We start from the raw sequence: 16,636 nt of genomic DNA on the forward strand, positions 1-16,636 counted from the left end.
CTCACTCACGGACGCCTCCTGCAGTGGTGTTTCAACACCTCCACTTCTGGCACATCGATGCCGTCAGGGGGCGTCCACCCCAACGCTTTTGGGTCATGGGACAGTAGCGCTTGCGCTGTGCGGCTTAGAGTGCGGTTGGTCCTTCCTTGCTGGTGCGAGCACGTTGCGCAACCAGACGCCCGCCAGCGGCACGGGCGAGCCTATGTTTGCCCAGAGCTTCCACCGGCCGAAGTGTCGGTCTATGCACCACCTGTAATCAGTGGCTGTTCCCAGCACCACCACTTGCGCCCACGGCGCAAGTCGCTGGGATCTGTATGACGGCGGTCCGCGGTTAGAAGGCGGCGCAGCTTGCGCGAGGTCTGCTTCCGAAGCGGGTCTAACCGCAGATTAACCGCTCCGCCTTATGTCTCATCGGATGGATTGGGTGGGAAAGCACGCGAGGCGCTGGGCTGGCAGACGGCCGTCGTCGGCCGTCGTTCAGCTGGGGGCGCTCATTACGATCGCGCTTGTCGCCTTCGCGGTCGCCATCGGCGCACTCGTCACGACGATGAACGCGCAAGGTTCGTACGAGCGTGTCCAGATGGTGCGCGGCGCCCTGGAACGGGACGTGCAGTCGGTCGCGACCTCGGTGGAGTCGGTGTCTCGCTGGGATCAAGCCGTCGAGCACCTGTACGGCGTACCCGACCGCAAGTGGCTTCTGACGATCATAGAGACGAGCGGTGCGTCCGCCTACCTCATCGACGCAAACGGCCGCACCCTTTTGTCGGTCCGTCCGGGCTTCGTCGCAGAGGATAGCCTTGGTGCTGCACTCGGGCCTTCAGCCCAGCGCCTTCTAAGCGCCGTCCGAGGACCGGACCGGAGGACTCGCGCACCCTTGTTCCTCACGGCGCATGGCAAACCGGCCCTCGTCGCCGGCGCGATCGTGAGCTACAAGGATCCGTCGCGTCCGCTGCCTGGCCCACCGAGATACCTCGTGCTTGTAAGTCCGGTCGATCAGCTCGGTATACCGGCGCTAGCGGCCACCTTTGGCCTGAGCGACCTGCGCGTTCGTAAGGGCGCTGCCGCGACGAGCGGCACGGTGTCGTATGGTCTCGGCAACCCCGGCGAACCTCCCATCGCGATGATCGAATGGCGCGATCATCGGCCCGGGACGGCCGTTCTGCGAACACTCGTGGCGCCGCTATCGGCCGCGGGGTTCCTGTTCCTGCTCCTCAGCACGGCGCTGGCCGCACGCATCGTAGCATCCGAACGCACCCTGATGGAGAAGACCCGCGTCGCGGACGAGCGTGCGCGGGAGACGACGGCGGCCCTGCGGACGGCGGAGACCGCTAGCGTCGAGGCGGGGGCGGCGCTAGCGCGGGCCGAAGCGGTGGGCCGCGAACTCGCCACCGCCCGACGTCGCGAGGCTGAAAGCGAGCGTGCGTTTCTGGAGGAGCATAGGAGCTCGACCGGGCAGATCGCGGAGGCGCTTTCGTCTTCCGTCGGTGAGATCGCCCGCCTGCTCGCGTTCGACGCTCAACAGCTCGACGAGCGCGTGGCCGCGGCCCGCAGCGGCGTCTCGCTCCAAACGGGGGAGGCTGGATGCGCCAGGGAGCGCAGCGCGGTGACGGTTACTAACACGAACGACATCGCCGAGTCGCTGACGGAGCTGCTCTCGGCAGTTCGGACGATCCAGGCGGATGCCCGCACGCACCAGGACGCCATCCGCACCAGCATCCAAGAGGCTACGTACGCTCAGGCCAGGCAGACGGCGCTTGGCAAAGAGGTTCAGGATGTGGGCGCCGCGGCGGACCTCATTAGCCAGATCGCGGCCAGGACGAACATGCTGGCGCTGAACGCGACCATCGAGGCTGCTCGTGCGGGCGAGCAGGGGCGAAGCTTTGCGGTGGTCGCAGGCGAGGTGAAGAGCCTGGCGGCGCAGATCTCGAGCACGACCACCACCATCTTCTCGGCCGTGGCGCGCATCGAGGAGACCAGCCGATCGACGGGAGCGCTGGTGGATCGCGTGCATGCGCTACTAGTGAGCCTCGCGGCCTCGTCGTCCAGCAGCCTCGCGGCGGTCGAGCGGCACGAGCGCGAGGCCGCGCGCATCCAAACAATCACCAGGGAGGTCGCCGACAACGCCACGTCGACCTCCGCCATCGTCATGCGCATCGCGAATGCTTCTTCGGTCCTTGCGGCCTCGGCCGACGACACGCAGACGATTGGCAATCAGGTCCGCCGCCGCGCGACGGAACTCGACTCGCGGATCGCGACCTTCGTCGGGGAGTTGCGACGGCGTTCGAGCAGCGGCCTTGGTCATTCGGCTTAGCGAGGTCAGGTAGCCAATCACCTCAAAGCTCGAGCTTGGAACCGAGATGAACGAACGGCGGGTTTAGGAGAGCGGTTGAGAGCTCCTTGATGACTGCTTGTGGGTCGTCGTCATAAGGTCAGGCAAGCTTCAGTCCTACTCCGTCGGCGTTGGGGCTGCGGAAAGGAAGCACGATTTATGCAGCGTATTGAGTGTCCGCGATCAACGCTTATGATTAATCTCTCAACGTCGTTTGATGGCCAATTTGCGTTTCTCACGGCGTGCGAGATCGTCCGCTCACCGCGCCAGCCAGCCGCCATCCACGGCGAGCACATGCCCCTGCACATAGGTGGCGGCGTCCGAGGCGAGGAAGACGGCGGCGCCGCCGATGTCGCCCGGCTCCCCCCAACGTTTCGCCGGAATGCGATCGAGGATCGCGCGATCGCGCTCCGGATCAGCGCGCAGCGCCGCGGTATTGTTTGTGGCAATGTAACCGGGCGCGATTGCGTTGACCGTCAGCCCGTGCGGCGCCCATTCGTTCGCCAGCGCCTTGGTGAGGCCGGCCAGCCCACTCTTAGAGGCTGTGTAACTCGCCACGCGGATGCCGCCCTGGAAGCTGAGCATCGAGGCGACGTTGATTAGCCGACCACCGTGTCCCGCGGCGATCATGTGGCGCGCGGCGGCCTGGGAGAGGAAGAAAGCGGTCTTGAGGTTGGTGTCGACCACCGCGTCCCAATCGTCCTCGGTGAAGTCCACCGCCGCGCTGCGCCGGATGGTGCCGGCATTGTTGACGAGGATGTCGAGCCGGCCGAGCCGCGCGACCGTCTCGGCGACGATCGGCACGACCGGCGCGATGCTCGATAGGTCCGCGACGATCGCCGCGGCGCGCCGCCCCAGCGCGCCGATCTGCGCCACCGTCTCCACCGGATCGCTGCGGCCGATGCAGGCGACGTCGGCGCCCGCGGCCGCGAGCGCGAGCGCAATCGCCTGGCCGATGCCGGTATTCGCGCCGGTGACCGCCGCCACCTTGCCGCTGAGGTCGAACGGGTGGCTCATCGCAGCTGGCACAGGTCGCACACGTCCATATCGTTGTAATCTTGGTTTTCGCCCGCCATCGCCCAGATGAAGGTATAATTGCTGGTGCCCGCGCCCATGTGCACCGACCAGGGCGGGCTGATCACCGCTTCGCCGTCGGCGACCACGATGTGACGCAGATCGTCCGGCTGGCCCATGTAGTGGAACACGCGCTGGTCCTCCTCCAGGTCGAAATAGAGGTAAATCTCGCTGCGGCGCTCGTGGACGTGCGGTGGCATCGTGTTCCACACCGATCCCGGCTTCAGCTGGGTGAGGCCCAGGCACAAAGAGGCGCTGGCACAGAGATGCGGCAGCACCAATTGGTAGATCGTGCGGTCGTTCGAGCTCTCCAGGCTGCCGCGCTGCATCGGATTGGCCTCGGCCAGGGTCATCTTGCGCAGCGGGAAGGGCGCGTGCGCGGGCACGCTGAGCAGGTAGAAGCGCGCGCCCTCGCCACTGAAGCTGACCGCGCGCGAGCCCAACGGCACGTACAGCGCCTCGTAGCGGTCGAGATCGACGATCTCGCCGTCGACCGTCACCCGGCCGGGCTGCCGGCCGATATTGACCACGCCGAGCTCGCGCCGCTCGAGCAAAGGGTGGCCGACCGCGCTGGCGGGCTCGCTCTGTACCGGCAGGTCGAGCGGCGTCGCGCCGGGTACTGCCCCGCCGATGACGAAGCGCTCGCCATGCGAGTAGGTGAGCACGATCTCGCCGGCGCGAAAGAGTCCGGGCACGAGATAGCGGTCGCGCAGCTGCGCGTTGGTGGCGCCCTCCATCATGTCGGGGTGGGTGGCATAGTAGGTGCGTTCGTACATGGTCGTCCCATTCGATGATCGAGGGAAGAGAAGGTGGGTCGTAGTCAGCGCGCGCGCAGGAACACGGGCTGCGTGTACGCGCCGTTCGCGGCGACGTCCCACACCTCCAGCCGCACCCAACGACGACCCGAGACGTTCACGCGCCGCTCGATCGTGCGCTGCGCGAAGCCGCCCGCGTCGGTCAGGTCCACGCGCTCGCGAAAGACCTTCTCGCCGTCCCCGCTGACGATGAGCGCATAGGCGAGCGGGAAGGTCCCCTCCACCGTGGCGCGCAGCGTCGCGCGGCCACGCGAGGCGACCTCGTCGCCGCTGCGCGTGCCGTCGAGGGTAAAGTCGCTCACCAGCACCTCGCCCGTCGTCGTGAAGAAGTGGCCGGCGCGCAGCGCCTCGGTCACCGCCGACCAGCCGCCCGCGTGCGTCGGCAGCGCACCGGGCAGGCGCAGGTAGTTGATGTTCATATGGGCGTACAACTCGCTGTCGCGGGTCAATTGGAACACGTCGACCTCGCCGGGGGCGAACTTGCGCTCGCTCGCGTCGGCGGCCCAATTGTTCATGTCGTCCAGAAGGTCGAGCACGCGCGAGCCGAGATAGGGTTTGGAATAATCGGCGGGCATCGATTTCCACGCGCCGCCGAGGAAGCGATCGCTGCGGAAGAAAGGCTCGGCGCGATACTTGTCGGGGAAGCCGAGCGAGCCCTTGATCCGCGGGTGCGCCGTCCACATCAGCCCGTTCTCAGCCTTCATCAGCGCGAGCACGTCCGCCGACGTGCCGACGTGATAGACCTTGCCGCGGACCGGATCGTCCTCGACGAAGGGCTGGCCGGGCTGGCGGTCGAGCGTCCAGTTGACCGGCCTGGGGAACAGGCTGAGCCAATGCCCGCCGAGATGGACGTTGGGCTCCTCGCCGGGCAGCAGCAGCAGGCGATCGTCCGAGAGGCGGGCGGTCTCGTCGTGGATCGTCTTCAACAGCGTCAGGCGGTCACCCGCGCGATCGAGGTCTTCGCGCGACAGATGGAGCTCGGCGAGATGCACGATCTCGACGTTCATGTCCTTGAAGCGCGTTACGAACGCAGGTGTCTCGAGACCCGCCGGCACGCCGCGGCTCTGCTGGAACCGCGCCTGGTTGAGGAAATCGGCGGCATGCTCGACGTGATAGTGGCTCGAGAAGGTATGATAGCCGGGCAGCGGCTTGAAGCGGTCGACGCGCGTCAGCGCCATCGCCGCGGCGGTGGTGCTGGCGGCGTCGCCAGGATCGGGCAGGTAGAAGATGCCCATGTCCTGCACGCTCTTCTCGGGCGCATTGACCCAGGGTACCCAGCGGCGATCGCCCTCGAGCGTCTGGCGCACGCCCAGCCCGGTACGGCCGGTGAGCACGCGATAGTCGCTGCCGTACCAGGTGGCGTTGTCGTTGTTGGCATAATCGAGCGGGTAATAATATTGGTGCGGCGGCGGGACGATGCCGATCGCGCCGCCGCCTGCCTGCTCGGCCACGATCATGCGCCCGCGCACCTGCGGCGAGGTGGCGGCGGCGCGCGCCGCCTCTCCCTGGCGACGGACGACGCGATCCGACAGGTCGGTGTAGGCGACCGACTGCCACGGCGTCGTGTCCTTCGAGGCGACGCTCAGACCCGCGTCGAACGTATAGGCCGTCGCCGGCCGCTCGGTCGCCATCATCATGGCGGCGCGGATCAGCCGCGATCCGGGGTAGATGGTGAAGGCGAAATCGCCCGAGAAAGGCCCGGCGCGCGCGCCAGCGACGACGATGCGCGTGTGCGCGCCGTTCCGCTCCACGGCGACCCGCTCGCGGCCGAGTGTGAGCGGGAACGCCTCGAACGGCTTCTTGCGCGGATTGTCGAAGAAGATCGTCCAGCCCTGTTTCAGGTCGCGCGTGCCGACCGTCACCACGCCGGCGGGATCCACGCCGGCGATCACCACCTTGCCGCCGACCGCGACGCTCTCGATCAGCGGGCGCGCGCGGTCGAGCGAGAGCGTCAGCCGGGTGCGCTCGCCGCGCGTGTCAGACGGCCAGTCGACGGTCACCGCCGCGGCGCTACGCGCGACGCGGACGTCACCCGCCAGCGCCTTGCCGGACGAGCGGAAGCCGCTGGTCGCCTGCGCCGCGACCGCCGGCGGGAGCAGCGATGCCGCGGACGCGGCCAGCGCGAGCCCCATCCATCCTCGAGCGCGCGTGCTTGCCATCATCTTGCTCCCCATCTCAGAAGTTGAACCGTACGCCGAGCGAGTAGGTCGTGTCGTCATTGCGCACCTCGCGCACGAAGTCGGGGCGCGACTCGAACGAGCGCGTCCGCTGCCCCGTGACGTTCGTGCCCGCCACGTTGATCGTGATATGGTCGGTGAGGTCATAGTTCAGGCCGAAGTCGAGCCGCCCCGCGGCGCGGATGCCGTTGAGGCCCACGGGGATGTCGATCGGGCGCAGCGACAGGCCGTTGGTGATGTCGGCGTCATAATATTGTGAGCGATAGGTGTAGATCACGCGGGCGGAGACGCCGTACTTCTCATAGACCAGGCCGGCGTTGTAATTATACTTCGACACGCCGAGCAGGGATAGTCCCTGTAGGCGGTCACCGGGCGTCGTCACCTCGCTGTCAATGACGGTAAAATTGCCCAGCACGCCGATCCCGTCCAGCCCCTCGGGCAGGAAGTCGAGGAAGAGCTGGCCGCTGACCTCCACGCCCTTGATCGTGGCGGAGCCGAGATTGCGCGGCGTGGAGATGACATATTGCAGCCCGTCGATCGTCCGCGCCTCGGTGCCGGTGACGACGCGATCCGTAATGTCGCGGTAGAAGGCGACCGCCGACACGTAGTTGCTGCGGCCGAAGTAATATTCGAGCGAGGCGTCGAAGCTGTCGGCCTTCTGCGGGCGCAGGTCGGGGTTGCCGCCCGAGCCCGAGTTCTGGATCGTGTTGACGTAGGAGACGACGTAGCTCAGCCCCGGGTTGAGCTGGGAGAAGCTCGGGCGCGACAGCGTCTTCGAATAGTTGAAGCGGGACTGGAGCCCGCCGCCGAAGTCGACACGCGCGCTGGCGTTGGGCAGCAGGTCGGTGTCGCTGGTGGTGCGGTCGACGACCACCACGCGTGACGTGCTGGTCGCGGGATCGGTGACCCGGCCGGCGCCGACGATGCGGCGCTCGGTGCGGGTCAGGCGCGCGCCGACCAGGCCGTCGACCGAGAGCGCGCCGAACAGCGAGAGCGCGTAGCGCGCCTGGAGGAAGCCGGCATAGTTCTTCTCGCGCGCGTCATAGTCGCGCGTCGGGTCGAAGCCGGGGCGCTCCGGGGAGATGCGGTACAAGGTGCGCAACTGGCGCTTGAAGCCCTCGTCGAGCAGATAATCGGGGTCGACCTGCAAGTAGGTGGCGCCGTCGTTCATCTGCGGCACGCCGGGCGCCGAGATCAGCAGGTCGGACGGCAGGCCCGCACCGGCCACCGGCGTGGCAAACGATTCCCCAGGCGCCGGCGGGCCGCCGAGATATTGTTCGAAGGAGGCGACCCGCTTGGCGACGCGGACGCCGGCCTGAACATAGTCGAGCACGCCGTCGAAGTCGTACTTGGCGTCGCTCATCACCGCCCACAGCGTCCCCTTGCTGCGGTTGATGTCCTCGGTCATGCCGTTGGTGAAGGCGAGGCCGGCGGGATCGTTCATGGGATTGCCTGGCGTGGTGGCGCGCACCTCGTGATCGACGTCGCGCTCCTGGATCAGCTCGGCGATCCGCTTGCCGACGTCGACGCGGAAGCTGTCGTTGCGGTTCTTGGACAGCTCGTAGGAGATGTCGGTGTTCCAGGTCAGCGCGCCGATCGTCTTAATGAAGCCGGTCGCGGCGACGAAGATGTCGGTGCGCGCGCGGTTGGCGACCGTCGCGGTGTAATATTCCACGCCGCGCGCCGTATAGCCGGTCGCGTTGCAGAGGTTCTGGACCGTGCCGGTGCCGCGTGGGTTCTCGGGCGTTCGCAGGTTGGACGAATAATAGCCATCCGGCCCGACACCGAAGTCCTCGCATCGATCGCCCGCCTGCGCCGCGAACGACGTGCCGGTGAAGGCGCGGAAGGTGGGCCGCGCCTGGAGGACGTTGCCGCGATAGCCCGCGAACAGCCCCTCGACGTACAAGGTGGTGTCATTGTCGGGCGCCCATTCGAGCGAGAAATTCGCCTGTGGCCGCTCGTAATGGCCGAACTCGGTACCCGCGGCGAAGCCGGTGGGCGCTTGCAGATTGGGCGTGGTCGAGTTGGCCGCGGCGTTGGTGCTGCGGGTCCAGTCGTTCCACGCGATCGGCCGCGCATATTCGTTGCGCTGGTACGACAGGCCGATCATCGCGGCGACGTCGCCGATCCCGGTTGCCCAGCGGTTGGCGATCAGCGCGCCGACCGCGGGGTTGATCGCGTCGTCCGAGCCGGCCTCTTTCGCATAGGTGGCGCGCGCGCTGCCGGCGAGCGTGAACTCCTTGAAGTCCAGCGCGCGACGCAGCCGCATGTTGACGCCACCGGCGACGCCGCCCTCGATCCGGTCGGCCGAGTTGGACTTGTAGACGTCGACCCCGGCCAGCGCCTCGGCAGGCAGGTCCTGGAACGAGAAGCCGCGCCCGACCCCGGTGAAGATCTCGCGGCCGTTGAGCGTTGTGACGATGTCTTCCAGGCCGCGGATGCGCGCGCCGACGATCTCGTTGTTGCCGCCGACCAAGACCTGGACGCCGGGCACGCGCTGGAGCGCCGAGGCGGTGGTGATATCCGGCAGCTTGCCGATGTCCTCCGCGACGATCGAGTCGACGACGTTGACCGACTGGCGCTTGATCTCGGCGGCGCGCGCGAGGCTCTGGCGGATGCCGGTGACGACGATGTCGGCAGCCGGGTCCTGCGGCTCTCCAGCGGCCGGCGCCGCGTCGGCGACGACGGGAGCGGCGTCGGGCACGCTGCCCGCCGGCACCTCGGGCGGAGCGACCGGTGCGCCGGTCTGCGCGCGCGCGCCGTCGCTCATCACCAACGCGATCAGGGCGGCGGAGCCGTGGCAATAGCCCTTCTTCATCTTCCCTCTCCCATATGACATAGTATGACTATGCTTCATGCGCGCGATCGCCGGCGTTGAGGCCGGTCATTATCGCTTATTTCTTGGCCAGGCGCTTGATCTCGCGGTGCCGCTTGAGGCTCTCGCTCATGTGCGTCCGCGCCGCGGCGTGCGCACGCTCGGCGTCGCGCGCGGCGATCGCGTCGAGAATGGCCTCGTGTTCCTGCCCGATCACCGCGCGATAGGCGTCGTCCATATAGGCGTCGCTCTGGCGCAGATAGACCGAGCGGGGCGGCACCAGCCGCACGCCGAGAAACTCGATCAGCTTGCCGTAATAGGTGTTGCCGCTCGCCTTGCCGATCGCGCGATGGAAGGCGACGTCGGCGGTGACCGAGCGATCCATGCCGATGTCGGACTGGCCGAGGATGCGGAGCTGGCGGCGCATGTCCATAAGATCCACCTCGCTGCGCCGCTCCGCTGCCAGCCCCGCCATCTCGGTCTCCACGCCGAGGCGCAGTTCGAGTAGCTGGATCACGTCATCGAGGTTCTCGAGCTCCTCGCGGGTGACCTGGAAGGCCTGATAGCGCGCGGTCTCGCTGACGAAGACGCCCTTGCCCTGGCGCGCCTCGACGAGCCCCTCCGCCGCCAGCCGCGCGACCGCCTCGCGCACCACCGTGCGGCTCACGCCGAGCGACTCGACGTACACCGCCTCGGTCGGCAGCTGCGACCCAGGCCAATGTTCCCCGTCCCGGATGCTCGCGCGAATATGCTCGCACGCGGCGTCGACGAGCGAGGGTCGGCGTCGGGCGCGGGGCGGGTCGCTGGGCGTCATATCGTTCATAAGCGGTGGCCATGCCCTGCCGGTCGGTGCGCTGGAGCGCCGACGCGGGTGATCGGTCGTGCTTCGGTACAAAGCTTCGCGGCGTCCGGCAAGACAGGTCATCATATGACCCTCTCGAACGAGCGGGTCGGCTGGAGCCGCGGGCTGATCACGTGGATCGCCAGCAGCGCGAGCAGATAGGCCGATCCCGCCACCGCGAAGATCGGCGCGTAACTGTCCGACAGGTCGAGCACATAGCCGACGAACTTGGCGATGAGCATGCCGCCGATCGCGCCCGCGGTGCCGCCGATGCCGACGACCGATCCGATCGCGCGGCGCGGGAACAGGTCGGAGGGCAGGGTCAGCAGGTTGGCGGAGAAGGCCTGGTGCGCGGCGGTGGCGAGCCCGATCAGCAGCACGGCGAGCCACAGCCGGTCGACATATTGGACGGTGACGATCGGCACGGCGGCGAGCGCGCACGCCAGCATCGTCGCCTTGCGCGCGGCGTTGACCGACCAGCCGCGCTGGAGCAGTCGCGACGAGGCCCAGCCGCCCGCCACGCTGCCCGCGTCAGAGAGCAGGTAGATCGCCACCAGCGGGATGCCGAACGACGTGAGATCGAGACCATAGCGCTTGCCGAGGAAGTCCGGCAGCCAGAACAGGAACATCCACCAGATCGGGTCGGTCAGGAACTTGGGCACGACATAGGCCCAGGTCTCGCGCACCGCGAACAGGCGCAGCCACGGCACCTTGCCGGCGACGTCGGCCGGGTCGCTGCGGATCAGCGCGAGCTCGGCCGGCGCGACCTTCGCGTGCTGCTCGGGCCGGCGATAGAAGGCGAGCCACGCGGCCAGCCAGAGGAGGCTGATCACGCCCGTCGCGATGAAGGCCATGCGCCAGCCATAGGCGAGCGTGATGGCCGGCACGATCAGCGGCGTGGCGATCGCCCCGACGTTGGCGCCGGCGTTGAACAGGCCGATCGCGAAGGCGCGCTCGCGCTGCGGGAACCATTCCGCCACCGCCTTCAACCCGGAGGGAAAATTTCCCGCCTCGCCGAGGCCCAAGGCGAAGCGCGCCGCGGCGAATTGCGCGACCGATCCGACGAGGCCGTGCGCGATATGCGCCGCGGTCCACAGCGTGAAGGCGACCGCATAGCCGAGCCGCGCGCCCACCGCGTCGACGAAGCGGCCCGCGACGAGGAAGCCGATCGCATAGGCCGCCTGGAACCACAGCACGATGTCGGCATAATGCGCCTCGCTCCAGCCGAACTCCTGCTCCAGCACGGGCTTGAGCACGCCGATCATCTGCCGGTCGACATAGTTGATCGCGGTGGCGGCGAAGAGCAGGCCGCAGACCGTCCAGCGCACACGGCCTATGATCGGCACGTCCGGCTCGGCGCGTGATGCGGCCACGTTGCTCTCCTCCACCGTCGCCGTTCCACTCCCCGGGGCGGTCAACATCCTCTTGCTAACAGGTCATCGGTCATCATACAACCGGTCAAATAATGCCGAGGTGAGTGGGAGAGCTGAAATGACGAGGATCACGGTCACGCGCGTCTGGTGCGCCAGCGCCGCCGCTCTGCTGGTCGCCGCCCCGTCGGCCGCGCGTCAGGAATCCGCGGCGGAGCGGCCGCCGGTCACCGGCTCGCTCGCCCCGCCCGAGCGGCGCGAGCCCGCCGCGGTCGTGACCGAGGCGGGCTATCGCTACGACGACCTGCTGTGGGAAAACGACCGCACCGCGCATCGCATCTACAGCAAGCGGCTCGAGCAGGCCGAGCCGCCCTCCGGATCGGGGATCGATTCCTGGGGCAAGAACGTGCGCTGGCCGTTCGCCGATCGACAGCTCCGCACCGGCGATCAGCACGGCTATCATGGCGAGGGTCTCGACTTCTACAATGTCGGGACCACGCGCGGTGCGGGCGGCTTGGGGATATGGCACGACAACAAATTGTGGACTTCGCGCAACGCCGTGCGCCACCGTATCCTCGCCAGCGGTGGACGCGCCGCAGACTTCACCGTGGATTACGCGCCCTGGCCCGTCGACGTCGATCGCAAGGTGTGGGAGACGCGGCGCTTCACCTTGCCGCTCGGCACCCACTTCACCCGGCTGGTCTCCACCCTCTCGTCCGATCGGGACGCGCCGCTGCTGGTCGGCATCGGCATCGGCAAACGCACGACGGGGCAGGGCGCGGGCGAGCTGACGGTGGACCGGGCGAAGGGCCTGCTGTCCTGGTGGGGGCCGCAGGACGGCGACCACGGGCGGATGGCGATCGCGCTGCGCGTCGCGCCGGACATGATCGCCGAGGTGCGCTCGGATGCCGACAACCATCTCGTGCTGCTCCGGGTCACGCCCGGCCGCCCGTTCGTCTATTTCTCCGCATCGGCCTGGACCGGGGGCGAGGGGGGCTTCCGGCGCCGCGCCGATTGGGACGCGTATGTGGCGGGCGAGCGCCTGAACTTTCGCCCGCCGTCGTCATGATGGTCGACGCTGGTCTTCGTCGGTGTTGGCGATAACTCAGCCCCGCGATCGAGTTCGCTGAATGCCTTGCGGCTGAACAGACCTGAGCTTCGGCTCCCTACTTCAAGCTGTATGAACGACCGACTTGGAGAAGCGGCGAAGGCGCTCTTGATGGCCGATTGTGGGTCTAAGCTCTTAGTTCGCCTCGACGAGCTCGATCACCCAATCTCCCGCCATCAGCCGCTCTGCTGGGACTTTTGCCACCTCAATCACTTTTTCCTCGCGGTAGATGCGGACGATTTGACTGTTTGCTGCCTCTCGCGGAGATGTGCCAATCTCCTCTGCTCGTACGGCACGTTCCCGCAGCTCGATCCGGCCAGCTCGCGTGACCAGGTCGGTGACGTAGTCAGCAACATGCGGGCCGGTGGTGCATTGGGCGAGCAGCTGTCCACCGAAGCTGACGGGATTGACGATGATGGTCGCGCCTGCATCACGGGCAAGCAGCTCGTTCTCGATAGCCGCGATCGACACGGCGATGCCCGCATGCGGCGCAAGCCGGCGACAGGTGAGGATGATAAGAACGGCGGTGTCGTCTCGACCGGGGCAGACGATGATGTTGCTGGCAGCCTCAACCTTCGCAACCTCGAGTACCCGATTGTGGGTCGCATCGCCCTCGACCGTCGCAACACCCCACTCCTCAGCAAGCCGCAGTCGACCGCTATCCTCATCGACGACGACGATCCGCTCGGGAGAATGACCTCGTTCAAGCAACTCGCTGACTGCCGCTGAGCCCGATCTGCCATAGCCGCAGACGATGATGTGATCCTTCAACTCATGTCTGACGAGGCCCATGCGCCACCGCTCCCAGCCTTGCCTCAGCATGAAGCTGTAGGCGCTACCCAGAAATATGAGGAACACAAAGATCCGGATCGGCGTGACAACGAACGTGTCGAACATGCGGGCAGAGTCGCTGACCGGGACGATGTCGCCATACCCTACCGTCGTAACCGTGATTACGGTGAAGTAGACGATGTCTAGGAAGCTGACTGCACCGTCCGTATTATCCCGAAGGCCGCCGCGGTCGATCCAGTGTCCACCCAGTGCGATGCCGACGAGCACGAGCACCGCGACACCGCGGATCACCAACGCCGTCAACGGACTGAGCCGCCCAGGACGGTAAAATCGTGGGCGTATATCCCGTACCGCGGACCGCGCCGCCATCCGACCCGGGATCAACGCCCGCGGTGTCGACCGGCGATGTCTCACGAGTGGGGGCCAGAAGCGAGTTGGATCATACCGGCATCCTCGGCGGCGGCCTTTGCCGTGCGCAAGGCTTTTCGTGCGGCGTGTATGAGTGCTTCGGTCGTGGCGCCGCGCCAATTCGACCTGCGCGTCAGGAAGCTGCGGCAACGGCAGCGCGCCAAGGAGGGGCTCGTCCTATCAGCATGGCTCGGAAAGCCTGCGCAGCGTGTGGCGAGGGCTGCGGTTGGCTGGATTGTCGTATGTCTTGAGGCTGGCCAGCGTCTCAACGGCCCCGGACGTACCTCACGCAGTGCATCTTGAGCTCGGATCCACGATAAAAATGGGAGAGGCGGACAGGGCCTTCTGAGTTCCAGCGCCCGCAGGTCGCCAAATAGGTATCCTCAGCGTAAGGCGCAGGCCGCGATCACGGCAAGAAGGGGGGCGTCGTCGTCATCAACCAGCACGTTGCACCTGAGGCTTATGGCCTCCTCATCCTCGCACCAGAGATCGCGCTTGCCAGTGGTTGGTTGGGCGGGGATAGGGTCGTCGGTCGTGCGGCCGTCCGTGACCTGTTGAAGAAGGCCGGTCGTTTCAGCGACGATGAACGTCAGCGAATGACAATCCACCTGCCCGACAAAGCGGTCACGCTCCGATTGGATGAGGTCGTAAGACATCTGGGGGGTTAGCACCGCTCTCAGACGGCAATGACGGACGCTCGCGACTAAGCGGCGGTGACGCTGGTGCGAATGGCCATGGCTGGGTCCTCGCGGAAGGTGAGCAGGGCCACTCTCGCGTACTATTCAACGCGATGCTGTTGATTGAGCAAGTGGCGCGATCGGACGTCGCCGGGCACGTGTCGGGCGAGACGCCTCTTCCTCGTGGTCCTGCGCGCCGCCCAGGTGGTCGGCTACGGTGCGGCCGTCCTCCCGAACCCGATCACGGAAGAGGAAGCCGATCACCTCATGCACCCACACGCGCCGACCCATGCGATAGTACCAGCGGATCGCGTGGCGGATGCGAGCTTCGGGATGCCATGCCCAGCGAAGCAGCGCGCGCGGTCGAAGCTGGGCCACCGCCTCGATCAGCTTGACCCATAAGAATAAGCGCCAGGGCGGCATCCGCCGCATGCCCAGCACCTGATGCTTGTAGTCCCATTTGGTCCGGTCCGCCTGCACGACCGGGCGGCTAGCGGCGATGCGGAAGAACGGTGTCCAGCGGTGCGGCGTGACTTAGAGCGCCTGGATCTGATCCGCGTCGTAGGAGACGAGCTGACGCAGGCTCCGCCATAGATCGGCGTCGGTCTGGTCCTCGAACCCGGCCACCCAGGTCACCATAGAGAGAATGCCGTGCCGCCGCAGTAGACGGATTGCTTCACGATCGCTGGAGATCGCGCCGCCCTTGCGGATCAGCTTCAGCGTCGCCTCATCCGTGTTCTCCATGCCCAGAAGGAAGCGCTCGAAGCCCGCTTGCTTGTAGAGGTGCAGGATGTCGGCATCACGCACGATGTCGTCGGCGCGCGTAGAGCCTACCAGCGTCACCGATATGTTCTCGGCGATCAGCGCCTCCAGGAAGGCACGCCACGGCTTGCGGCCAGCGCTCGGATTCTCGTCTGCGAAGTTGAACACCTCCACGCCGTGCTCACGATGGAGGCGCGCGATCTCGCCGGCGAGCCGCACGGGATCGCGGTGGCGCCAGCGCGTCCAGAAGCCGCGCTGGTCGCAGTAGTTGCACAGGTGTGGGCAGCCGCGCGAGAACTGCACCACCACCGCGCGCTTGCCGCCCCAGTAGCCGTAGCGCGCGTGGTCGATCAGCTCCCAGCCGACGCGGTAGGCATCGAGGTCGGTAATGACGGGAGCGGCGGGCGTGCCCACGGGCACATCGTCACGGCGAAAGGCGATGCCGGAAACGTCGTCCAGGCGAGTTCCATCCTCCAATGCGCGCATGAGGCGGCGCGCCGTCTCCTCTCCCTCGCCGCGCACCACCGCGTGCACGTGCGGCTCATCGGCCAGGATCTCGCGCCAGAAGTATGTCGGATGCACGCCACCGTATATGATCCAGGCGGCTGGCAGCTGGGCAGCGATCTCGGCTGCTATCGAGCTGATAATGGGCTGAGCGGAGGACGAACCCGAGTGGCCGAACAGCACGGCGTCAGGAGCGCGGGCCGCCACCTCTGCGACGAGCCGGTCGAGCGGCAACGGGCCGAGCTCGCCGTCGAGCAGCTCGATGTCATGGCCATCGTCGATCAGCGGCCCGCCGATGGCGAGCAGCCCGAGCGGCGGCAGCTGCTCGCGCGGAATGCGGCTGCCGATGGCTGGATGGGGCACGTTGACCAGCAGGATGCGCAAGCGATGGACCTCTTCAGTGATGGTCCGGATCGCACGTTAGCGTTGAAATAGGATGGAGGCTCTATGCCGATCGCATGCAGCCGCCGCCCGCATCCGATCAGATGGTCCAGTACCGCGTCGCAGCCGACCACCGGCTTCACTTCGGCCGCTTGTTCTTCCAGGTGACGGCCTTCAACCTGGCGTTTGCGTTGGCCCTCTACGTTGTGGTCGCTGACCGCCTGGGGCCACCAACAGCGACGGCACTTTCCGGCTGCGTGCTGATCGGCACGGCTGTCGTTGCGAGCCGCCTCCTGCGGCAGGAACGGGGTTACGCAACGGCCATCGCCGCGATCGAGGCAGCTCATGAAGAGCTGCTTGCCGTGGAGCCGACACCAGGGCGCGGCGCTCGCGTTGCTACCGTCTTTGGCTTGGCTGCGGCTGGCGCTCTCCTCCTAATCGCTTCGTGGCTGGAGGCTTAAATCAGGCTGTGAGGGGTCATGAACCAACGTCCGTGTGTGGACGCCCCACCGGATACAAGGGGGTGTTCGGAAGATTTGATCGCGCGGGTTCAGGTGCTTCCGTGTGTCCGGCCTGTGATGCA

Annotated in this window: 13 protein-coding genes; 3 read left to right on the plus strand and 10 right to left on the minus strand. The window is 67.0% G+C overall.

The features are described 5' to 3' along the window. Nucleotides 1-415 precede the first annotated feature (415 nt). Nucleotides 416-2,311 (plus strand): methyl-accepting chemotaxis protein, encoded by a 1,896-nt coding sequence (locus FHY05_RS22005; RefSeq protein WP_183946644.1) that lies wholly within the window; start codon nt 416-418, stop codon nt 2,309-2,311. Between the two features lie 276 nt (nt 2,312-2,587). Here FHY05_RS22005 and kduD read toward each other — a convergent pair whose 3' ends face one another. The 6 genes from kduD to FHY05_RS22035 form a co-directional block, all read right to left on the minus strand. Beyond that, nucleotides 2,588-3,346, minus strand: coding sequence for a 2-dehydro-3-deoxy-D-gluconate 5-dehydrogenase KduD (gene kduD, locus FHY05_RS22010; protein ID WP_183946646.1), 759 nt, complete (start codon nt 3,344-3,346; stop codon nt 2,588-2,590). Then, a complete protein-coding gene (kduI, locus tag FHY05_RS22015) occupies nt 3,343-4,179 on the minus strand; it encodes a 5-dehydro-4-deoxy-D-glucuronate isomerase (RefSeq protein ID WP_183946648.1) in 837 nt (278 codons plus the stop codon). The genes kduD and kduI overlap by 4 nt, the downstream gene beginning before the upstream one ends. A gap of 44 nt (nt 4,180-4,223) precedes the next feature. After that, complete coding sequence (locus FHY05_RS22020; RefSeq protein WP_183946649.1) at nt 4,224-6,377, minus strand: hypothetical protein; 2,154 nt, start codon at nt 6,375-6,377, stop codon at nt 4,224-4,226. Nucleotides 6,378-6,393: 16 nt separating this feature from the next. Continuing rightward, nucleotides 6,394-9,213, minus strand: coding sequence for a TonB-dependent receptor (locus FHY05_RS22025; protein ID WP_183946650.1), 2,820 nt, complete (start codon nt 9,211-9,213; stop codon nt 6,394-6,396). Between the two features lie 76 nt (nt 9,214-9,289). Further along, on the minus strand, nt 9,290-10,033 hold the full coding sequence (locus FHY05_RS22030) for a FadR/GntR family transcriptional regulator (protein WP_221191376.1): 744 nt from the start codon (nt 10,031-10,033) through the stop codon (nt 9,290-9,292). Nucleotides 10,034-10,134: 101 nt separating this feature from the next. After that, a complete protein-coding gene (locus FHY05_RS22035) occupies nt 10,135-11,472 on the minus strand; it encodes an MFS transporter (RefSeq protein WP_183946652.1) in 1,338 nt (445 codons plus the stop codon). A 70-nt stretch (nt 11,473-11,542) separates the two neighbouring features. Here FHY05_RS22035 and FHY05_RS22040 point away from each other — a divergent pair, with 70 nt between their 5' ends. Next, complete coding sequence (locus FHY05_RS22040; RefSeq protein ID WP_183946654.1) at nt 11,543-12,490, plus strand: DUF4861 family protein; 948 nt, start codon at nt 11,543-11,545, stop codon at nt 12,488-12,490. Nucleotides 12,491-12,664: 174 nt separating this feature from the next. On the opposite strand, the gene FHY05_RS22045 is transcribed toward FHY05_RS22040, so the two are convergent. The 4 genes from FHY05_RS22045 to FHY05_RS22055 all read right to left on the minus strand — a co-directional run bounded on the left by FHY05_RS22045 (nt 12,665) and on the right by FHY05_RS22055 (nt 16,056). Further along, the gene (locus FHY05_RS22045; protein WP_311732555.1) at nt 12,665-13,612 is read right to left on the minus strand and encodes a potassium channel family protein; all 948 of its coding nucleotides are present in this window, start codon (nt 13,610-13,612) and stop codon (nt 12,665-12,667) included. Between the two features lie 500 nt (nt 13,613-14,112). Then, the gene (locus tag FHY05_RS22050) at nt 14,113-14,385 is read right to left on the minus strand and encodes a hypothetical protein (protein WP_183946658.1); all 273 of its coding nucleotides are present in this window, start codon (nt 14,383-14,385) and stop codon (nt 14,113-14,115) included. Between the two features lie 126 nt (nt 14,386-14,511). Further along, nucleotides 14,512-14,886, minus strand: coding sequence for a hypothetical protein (locus tag FHY05_RS22325; protein WP_221191377.1), 375 nt, complete (start codon nt 14,884-14,886; stop codon nt 14,512-14,514). Nucleotides 14,887-14,940: 54 nt separating this feature from the next. After that, nucleotides 14,941-16,056, minus strand: coding sequence for a B12-binding domain-containing radical SAM protein (locus FHY05_RS22055; protein ID WP_221191378.1), 1,116 nt, complete (start codon nt 16,054-16,056; stop codon nt 14,941-14,943). Between the two features lie 74 nt (nt 16,057-16,130). On the opposite strand from FHY05_RS22055, the gene FHY05_RS22060 reads away from it, so the two are divergent. Then, nucleotides 16,131-16,514: a hypothetical protein gene (locus FHY05_RS22060; protein WP_183946660.1), complete on the plus strand. Its 384-nt coding sequence runs from the start codon at nt 16,131-16,133 to the stop codon at nt 16,512-16,514. Nucleotides 16,515-16,636 lie beyond the last annotated feature (122 nt).

Origin of the sequence: Sphingomonas sp. BK580 (assembly GCF_014194975.1) — a bacterium.
In the GTDB taxonomy this organism is placed as follows: domain Bacteria; phylum Pseudomonadota; class Alphaproteobacteria; order Sphingomonadales; family Sphingomonadaceae; genus Sphingomonas.

Bases quoted from the DNA above. Each gene is read 5' to 3' on its own strand.
- FHY05_RS22005 (WP_183946644.1), top strand. From the start codon at position 416: ATGGATTGGGTGGGAAAGCACGCGAGGCGCTGGGCTGGCAGACGGCCG.
- kduD (WP_183946646.1), bottom strand. From the start codon at position 3,346: ATGAGCCACCCGTTCGACCTCAGCGGCAAGGTGGCGGCGGTCACCGGC.
- kduI (WP_183946648.1), bottom strand. From the start codon at position 4,179: ATGTACGAACGCACCTACTATGCCACCCACCCCGACATGATGGAGGGC.
- FHY05_RS22020 (WP_183946649.1), bottom strand. From the start codon at position 6,377: ATGGCAAGCACGCGCGCTCGAGGATGGATGGGGCTCGCGCTGGCCGCG.
- FHY05_RS22025 (WP_183946650.1), bottom strand. From the start codon at position 9,213: ATGAAGAAGGGCTATTGCCACGGCTCCGCCGCCCTGATCGCGTTGGTG.
- FHY05_RS22030 (WP_221191376.1), bottom strand. From the start codon at position 10,033: ATGAACGATATGACGCCCAGCGACCCGCCCCGCGCCCGACGCCGACCC.
- FHY05_RS22035 (WP_183946652.1), bottom strand. From the start codon at position 11,472: ATGTTGACCGCCCCGGGGAGTGGAACGGCGACGGTGGAGGAGAGCAAC.
- FHY05_RS22040 (WP_183946654.1), top strand. From the start codon at position 11,543: ATGACGAGGATCACGGTCACGCGCGTCTGGTGCGCCAGCGCCGCCGCT.
- FHY05_RS22050 (WP_183946658.1), bottom strand. From the start codon at position 14,385: ATGTCTTACGACCTCATCCAATCGGAGCGTGACCGCTTTGTCGGGCAG.
- FHY05_RS22060 (WP_183946660.1), top strand. From the start codon at position 16,131: ATGCAGCCGCCGCCCGCATCCGATCAGATGGTCCAGTACCGCGTCGCA.